This window comes from Streptomyces sp. NPDC037421 (assembly GCF_055602105.1).
Map to the genome: position 1 here is coordinate 99270 of NZ_JBVJWV010000027.1, position 7518 is coordinate 106787.

Here is a 7518-nt window from a genome sequence, read left to right on the forward strand (position 1 = left end):
GCGGAGGAGAGGGGTGGTGGCGGGGAGTTGTTACCCCATCTCCTCCAACGCCTTGCCCTTGGTCTCCGGCACCCACTTGAGGATGAACGGGATCGAGAGCACGGCGAAGACCGTGTAGATGACGTACGCGCCGGACAGGTTCCAGTCCGACAGGGTCGGGAACGTGACGGTGATGACCCAGTTGGCGACCCACTGGGCCGCGGCGGCGACGCCGAGCGCGGCGGCGCGGATCCGGTTGGGGAACATCTCGCCGAGCAGCACCCAGACCACCACGCCCCAGGAGAGGGCGAAGAAGAGGACGAAGGCGTGCGCGGCGATCAGCGCGACCGTGCCCTGCGCCTCGGGCATGGAGATCTCGCCGGCGACGTCGCTCTTGTACGAGAACGCCCACGCGCAGAGGCCGAGGGAGACGGCCATGCCCGCCGAGCCGATCAGCGCGAGCGGCTTGCGGCCGAGCCGGTCGACGAAGATCATCGCGATCACCGTGCCGATGATGTTGATGATCGACGTGGTGAAGGAGTACAGGAACGAGCTGGTCGGGTCGATGCCGACGGACTGCCACAGCGAGGAGCTGTAGTAGAAGATCACGTTGATGCCGACGAGCTGCTGGAAGACCGAGAGGCCGATGCCGATCCAGACGATGGGCATCAGGCCGAAGCGGCCGCCGAGCAGGTCCTTGAAGGTGGACTTGTGCTCGGAGCGCATGGCCGCCTCGATCTCGGCGACGCGCCCGTCCAGGTCGACCCGGCTCCCCTCGACCTCGGCCAGCACCTTGCGGGCCTCCTCGGTGCGGCCGGCGGAGATCAGGAAGCGGGGCGACTCGGGGATGACGAAGGACATCAGCCCGTAGAGCACGGCCGGGACCACCATCACGCCGAGCATCCACTGCCAGGCTTCGAGCCCGCCGACCTTCCCGCGCTGGTCGCCGTCGGCGAGGTTCAGGATGCCCCAGTTGACCAGCTGCGAGATGGCGATGCCGATGACGATGGCGGCCTGCTGGAAGGAGGCCAGCCGGCCCCGGTAGGCGGGCGGGGACACCTCGGCGATGTAGGCGGGACCGATGACGGACGCCATGCCGATGCCGAAGCCGCCGATGACGCGCCACGCGGCGAGGTCCCAGAGCGCGAACGGGAGGGCCGAGCCGACGGCGCTCGCCGTGAAGAGCACGGCGGCGATCTGCATGCAGCGGATGCGGCCGATCCGGTCGGCGATGCGGCCCGCGGTGGCGGCGCCGAGCGCGCAGCCGATCAGCGCGGCGGCGATCACCTGGGCGAGCGCGGCCGAACCGATGTCGAAGCGGTCGCGGATGGCCACGACGGCGCCGTTGATGACGGAGCTGTCGTAGCCGAAGAGGAATCCGCCCATCGCGGCGGCCGCGGTGATGAAGATGACGTGCCCGAGGTGGTCGGGCTGGGACGCGCGTCCGCCGCCGGGCGCCGGTGCCTGCGCAGTGCTGCTGGTCAAGGTGTGCTCCGTGGGGGGTTCTGTCCGTTCTCCCAGTGGCGCACAGGTCAAGATCGGGCACCACCGGAAGGCGGGAGGCAGCACAGAGCCTATGTGTTCATTTCCTGAAGTCAATAGGTGATGTGAAGGTCGGATTAAGTTCAGAGTCGGGGCCTTGATTTCACTTCTTGAAGCAGTAGGCCTCAGCGGAGCCGCTGGCTGATGACCTTCGAGACCCCGTCGCCCTGCATCGAGACGCCGTACAGGGCGTCCGCGACCTCCATCGTCCGCTTCTGGTGCGTGATGACGATCAGCTGCGAGCTCTCCTGGAGCTCCTCCATGATGCGGATCAGCCGCTGGAGGTTGGTGTCGTCGAGTGCCGCCTCGACCTCGTCCATCACGTAGAACGGACTGGGCCTCGCCTTGAAGATGGACACGAGCAGCGCCACGGCCGTCAGCGACCGCTCGCCGCCGGACAGCAGCGACAGCCGCTTGACCTTCTTGCCCGGCGGACGGGCCTCGACGTCCACGCCGGTGGCCAGCATGTCGTCCGGGTCGGTGAGCACCAGACGGCCCTCGCCGCCGGGGAACAGCCGCGCGAACACACCCTCGAACTCCCGGGCGGTGTCCCGGTAGGCCTCGGTGAAGACCTGCTCGACCCGCTGGTCCACCTCCTTCACCACTTGAAGGAGGTCGGTACGGGTCTTGCGTAGGTCCGCCAGCTGTTCGCTGAGGAACTGGTGGCGCTCCTCCAGCGCCGCGAACTCCTCCAGCGCCAGCGGGTTGACCTTGCCGAGCTGCTGGTAGGCCCGCTCCGCCGCCTTGAGCCGCTTCTCCTGCCGGGCCCGGTCGAAGGGGCCGGGCCGGTTGCGGGGGTGCTCTGGGTCCTCCGGGAGGACCTCGCCCTCGGCCGGCGGGGACGGGGGAACCGGCTGGTCCGGCCCGTACTCGGCCACCAGGGCGGCGGGCTCCATGCCCAGCTCCTCCAGCGCCCGCGCCTCCAGCTGCTCGATCCGCAGCCGCTTCTCGGCGCCGAGCACCTCGCCCCGGTGCACGGAGTCGGTCAGCTTGTCGAGCTCGCCCTTGAGGTCGCGGCCCCGGCCACGGGCCTCGCCGAGCTCCTGCTCGCGCAGCCCCTTGGCGTGCTCGGCGGCCGTCCGCTCCAGCTCCGCCCGGCCGATCGACACCTCCAGGTGCGCCAGCAGCTGCCGGGCCCCGTCGGCCACGGCCCGGCCCACCTCGGCCTCGTACCGCCGGCGCTGCCGGCGCCGCTCCGCGCGGGCCCGGGCCTCGCGCTCGGCGCGGGCGCCCCGGTCGAGCGCGTCCGCCCGGCCGGCCAGGCCCTTCACCCGCTCCTCGTGCGTACGCAGCTGGAGGCGGGCCTCCATCTCGGTCTGCCGCGCGTTCGCCCCGTCGGCGGAGAGCCGGTCCCGGGCCGAGGTGTCGGGCTCCTCCGCCAGCGGCATCTCCTCCGCGACCGCGAGCCGCTCCGCGCACTCCTCCACGTCGGCCCGCGCGCGTTCGAGCGCCTCCTGGGCGGTGGCCGCCGCCCGGGCGCTGCGCTCGGCCTCGCCCAGGGCGCCCTTCGCCTGCCCGGCGAGCCGGCCGAGCTGCTGGGCGGCCCCGGCCCGGGCCCGCTCCCCGGCCCGGCGGCGCTCCGCCAGCTCCTCGACGCGGGCCGCCGCCTCGGCACGGCGGCCCTGGGCGGCCTCCTTCGCCCCGGCCAGCTCCCGGCACTCGCCGTCCAGCCGCTCCAGTTCCGCCGCCGCCTCGTCGACGGCGGCCCGCACCTCGATCAGGCTGGGCGCGCCGGCCGAGCCGCCGTGCGCGAGGCGGGCGCCGAGCACGTCCCCGTCGGCGGTCACCGCGACCAGGTCCGGCCGCGCGGCGACGACCGCCTCGGCCTCCTCCAGGCTCCCGACCACGACGTGCTCCCGCAGCACCCATCCCACGGCCCGCCGCACCTCCTCGTCCCCTCGGACGAGCGAAGCCGCCTCCAGGTATGCGGCCGCAACGGCCACTTCCGGCCCGGGCGGCGACTGAGGCGCGGGGTCCGGGGCGGAGCCCCACCCGCGGCGGAGCCGCTGATCGGCACCGTGGGAAGGGGCGGGGTGGGGGAAGTCTCCCGGGCCCTGGGCCTGCCCGGGCAGCCCGGCACCGCCCGGGCCCGCGGGGCCCTGCCCCGGAATCACAGCGGAAGCGGCGGCGGCCAACGGCGCGATCAGGAACGTGGCCCGCCCCGCATCGGCGTCCCGCAGGTGCCGGATGGCAAGGGCGGCCGCCCCCGCCGAGGCCACGGCCACGGCATCCGCGGCGGAGCCCAGCGCGGCGGCCACCGCGACCTCGTACCCCGGCACCACCGTCACCCGCTCCGCCGCCGGCCCCAGCACCCCCGCCAGCCGCTCCCGCACCGCGAGCAGCTCCCCGGTCCCGTCCTTGCGCCGCAGCCCCAGCGCGAGCGCCTCCCGCCGCGCCGACACCGCCGCGCGGGACCGTTCCGCCGAGCCCAGCGCCTCCCGGGCGGCGCCCAGCGCGGCCTCCGCCCCGGTCAGCTCGGCCTTCGCCGCCTCGTACTCCCCCTCCACCGAAGGGTCCTCGAGCCCGCCGACCTCCCCGGCCAGTTCCTCGTACTCCTCCCGGGCCGCCACCGCCCGGGCCTCGGCCTCGTCCCGGGCCGCCACGAGCCGCTCGATCTCCGCCTGCGCCGCGCCCGCCCGCGACCGGGCCGCCCCCAGCCGCCCGGTCAGCCGGGCCAGCTCCTCACGCCGGTCGGCGATGGCCCGCGCGGCGTCCCGCAGCCGCCGCTCCTCCTCCGCGAGGGCCCGCTCCAGCCCGGCCCGGTGCGCGGCGGTGTCCTCCAGGGCCCGCTCGGCCGCCTCCAGCGCGGCCGTCAGCTCCGCCTCCTGCTCCCGGATCCGCGCGGCCTCCCGCTCCGTCTCCTCGGGGTCGCGGCCGCGCCGCTCCTCCTCCGCCGGCGCGGACGCGCTCTTGACCCGGGCCTCGGCCAGCGACGCGGTACCGCGCACCCGCTCGGCGAGCTGCGACAGCTCGTACCAGGTCTGCTGGGCCCGCTGGAGCCGCGGCGCGAGGCGGCGTACCGATTCCTCCAGCTCGGCCTCCCGGCGCAGCGCGTCCGCGAGGTCCCGTTCCGCGGACTCCTTGCGCTCCTTGAGCGCGGCCTCGTCCGCGATCTCCGCGTCCAGCGCGCCCCGCAGCCCCACCAGGTCGTCGGCGAGCAGCCGCAGCTTCGCGTCGCGCAGGTCGGCCTGGATCACGGCGGCCCGGCGGGCCACCGCCGCCTGCCGGCCCAGGGGCTTGAGCTGGCGGCGCAGTTCATCGGCCAGGTCCTGCACCCGCGCGAGGTTGGCCTGCATCGCGTCGAGTTTGCGCAGCGCCTTCTCCTTGCGCTTGCGGTGCTTCAGTACGCCCGCGGCCTCCTCGATGAAGGCGCGGCGGCCCGCCGGGTCGGCGTGCAGGACGGAGTCGAGCTGCCCCTGTCCGACGATGACGTGCATCTCGCGGCCGATGCCGGAGTCGGAGAGCAGCTCCTGGATGTCGAGGAGCCGGCAGGTGTCACCGTTGATCTGGTATTCGCTGCTGCCACCGCGGAACATGATCCGGGTGATGGTGACCTCGGCGTAGTCGATGGGCAGCGCGCCGTCGGAGTTGTCGATGGTGAGGGAGACCTCGGCCCGTCCCAGCGGCGGGCGTCCCGTGGTGCCCGCGAAGATGACGTCCTCCATCTTCCCGCCGCGCAGGGATTTGGCTCCCTGTTCCCCCATGACCCAGGACAGCGCGTCCACCACGTTGGACTTGCCCGATCCGTTCGGGCCGACGACGCAGGTGATCCCGGGTTCGAAGCGCAAGGTGGTGGCGGAGGCGAAGGATTTGAAGCCACGCAGGGTCAGGGACTTGAGGTGCACGCCGCCGGACTCTACCTTTCACGTTCGGTTTCACCCATGAAGGTGCAGGGCACATCAGACGTTAAAGGGATCAGCCCCCCACCTGGCCCAATGCGCAACGCGCGGGCGGAAAGAAAGAAGGGACGCCGAGGCGTCCCTTGCAGATCATTCGGGGCTGGAGTCGAACGACGAGTGAGCGCGGATCAGGTGAGCGCAGGCTCCGCCTGGGGTACGTCGATCTCGATGCTGTCGAGCAGCGAGTCTCCGTGCTGAGCGGCGGCCGCCGTCAGAGCGTCGTTCTCGGACTGGATCCGTCCGAGCTCGGACTCGAGGTCCTGGACGCGCTGCTGAAGCCGTCGCATCTCGGCGAGGAGTCGCGGGTCGGAACCGCCGACGTAACCGAGAAGCGCCTTTGCCATGATGGATGGTCCTCCACACTGAGTGACCGACCGAAGCGGTGTGGGTCGTGAGGGAATCGCACCCGCGGATGTCCGGCAGCGACAGTCAGTCACTGCGCTTACTAGTGCCACCACTGCCAAACAGCTCAGGTGCGCGGGGCTTCCAGCGTCTCACCAAAAAGTTTGACGGTCAACACGATCACGCCCCGTATCGGCGGGCGGCCCGGTCCGCGCAAGGGGCGGAGAGATCAACCTCGTCTCCGAGCCTTCCACGGATCGGCCTCCGCGGCAACGCGTCGGCGGCGAATGCGCAGATCCGACCAGGTACGGGCGTTCCGGGGATCCGATCAGTCCATGATCAGTCGATTGGTCACCGGATCTCGAAGCCGTCGTAGCCACCGCGCGGTGTGCCCCAGATCTCTGTCACCCCGTCCACCCGTCCGGGCGTGTCGGCGGAGCGGAGCCAGTCCAGCAGCCGGTGGCAATTCTCACGTTGACCTTCCGCCACGACCTGGACTCGGCCGTCGTCGAGGTTGAGCGCGAAGCCGGCCATCCCTCCGATCTCCAGGGCATTGGCCCTGGTGAACCAGCGGAAGCCCACTCCCTGTACACGGCCGCGCACCCAGGCGGTCATGCGCACGTCTTCGTTCATGCATGAACGCTAACCGGGCAAACGGTTCCGGAGCCCATCGCCCCCCTTGCCTCATGGGCTACAGTCCCCCACCAATGACTCACCCTTTCGGGTGAGCAAACGTTGATCTTGCAAAGGGAAGGCACGGCACCCATGGGACGCCACCGACTCCACGCCGCACCTCGGCGCGGCGCCAAGCGCACCGCCGTGCGCACCGGGCTGCTCGGCGCGTCCGTGGCCGTGGCCCTCGGTACGGCGGCCGTGACGACCGGCTTCGTCCCGGTCGGCGGCTCCTTCCCGTACGTCGGCACGGGCGCCGGGGAGAAGACGGAGGCCCGGTCCGAGCCCTCCGCCACGGCCTCCCGCAAGCCGGTGGAGCAGCCGAACGGCCTGGCCAACCTGTCGGGCCGGGCTTCCGCCGCCGCCCCGCAGGCCAGCGCCTCCCCCGGCACCCCCTCGGCCTCGCCCTCCCCGTCGGCCTCCCCCTCCCCCTCCGGGTCGCCCTCGGCGTCCCCGTCGCCGGCGGCCCCCACGCAGGCTCCGGAGAAGAGCGCCGCCCCGAAGCCGGCCGCCCCCAAGCCGGCCGCCCCCAAGCCGCCCGCGGCCCCCAAGCCCGCTGCCCCGACGGCCGCCGACGGGCAGTCCGCCGAGGAGGCCGAGGTGCTCGCACTCGTGAACCAGGAGCGCGCCCAGGCCGGGTGCGTACCGGTACGGGCGAACCCGCCGCTCGCGGCGCTGGCCGGCGCCTTCAGCAAGGACATGGCCGTCCGGGGCTTCTTCGACCACACCGACCCGGACGGGAACTCCCCCTGGCAGCGGGCCCAGAACGCGGGGATCTCCGGCATGGGCGGCGAGAACATCGCGCGCGGCCAGGGGGACGCGAAGTCCGTGATGCAGGCCTGGATGAACAGCCCGGGCCACAAGGCGAACATCCTCAACTGCGAATTCCGCACCCTCGGCGTCGGCGTCCACTTCGGCTCCGGCGGCCCCTGGTGGACCCAGGACTTCGGCTTCTGACGCACCGGGCGGACCTACGCGGACCCGCGCGGACCTGGGGGGGGGGGGGGGGGGGGGGGGGGGGGGGGGGGTGGGTGGGGGGGGGGGGGGGGGGGGGGGGGGGGGGGGGGGGGGGGGGGGGGGGGGG

Annotated in this window: 5 protein-coding genes; 1 reads left to right on the plus strand and 4 read right to left on the minus strand. The window is 73.0% G+C overall.

The features are described 5' to 3' along the window. Positions 1-30 precede the first annotated feature (30 nt). From ACZ7IF_RS29935 to ACZ7IF_RS29950, 4 genes are all read right to left on the minus strand, one after another. Positions 31-1464: a sugar porter family MFS transporter gene (locus tag ACZ7IF_RS29935; RefSeq protein ID WP_470977713.1), complete on the minus strand. Its 1434-nt coding sequence runs from the start codon at positions 1462-1464 to the stop codon at positions 31-33. A gap of 182 nt (positions 1465-1646) precedes the next feature. Then, complete coding sequence (locus ACZ7IF_RS29940) at positions 1647-5366, minus strand: AAA family ATPase (protein WP_470977715.1); 3720 nt, start codon at positions 5364-5366, stop codon at positions 1647-1649. Between the two features lie 182 nt (positions 5367-5548). Continuing rightward, positions 5549-5764, minus strand: a complete 216-nt coding sequence (locus ACZ7IF_RS29945) for a hypothetical protein (protein WP_362457577.1) — start codon at positions 5762-5764, stop codon at positions 5549-5551. 349 nt (positions 5765-6113) lie between these two features. Further along, positions 6114-6395 (minus strand): acylphosphatase, encoded by a 282-nt coding sequence (locus tag ACZ7IF_RS29950; RefSeq protein ID WP_470977718.1) that lies wholly within the window; start codon positions 6393-6395, stop codon positions 6114-6116. A 132-nt stretch (positions 6396-6527) separates the two neighbouring features. On the opposite strand from ACZ7IF_RS29950, the gene ACZ7IF_RS29955 reads away from it, so the two are divergent. Next, a complete protein-coding gene (locus ACZ7IF_RS29955; RefSeq protein ID WP_470977721.1) occupies positions 6528-7391 on the plus strand; it encodes a CAP domain-containing protein in 864 nt (287 codons plus the stop codon). The last annotated feature ends 127 nt before the right edge of the window (positions 7392-7518 follow it).

Coding starts and splice junctions, on each gene's coding strand:
- ACZ7IF_RS29945 (WP_362457577.1), bottom strand. CDS start 5,764: ATGGCAAAGGCGCTTCTCGGTTACGTCGGCGGTTCCGACCCGCGACTC.
- ACZ7IF_RS29950 (WP_470977718.1), bottom strand. CDS start 6,395: ATGAACGAAGACGTGCGCATGACCGCCTGGGTGCGCGGCCGTGTACAG.
- ACZ7IF_RS29955 (WP_470977721.1), top strand. CDS start 6,528: ATGGGACGCCACCGACTCCACGCCGCACCTCGGCGCGGCGCCAAGCGC.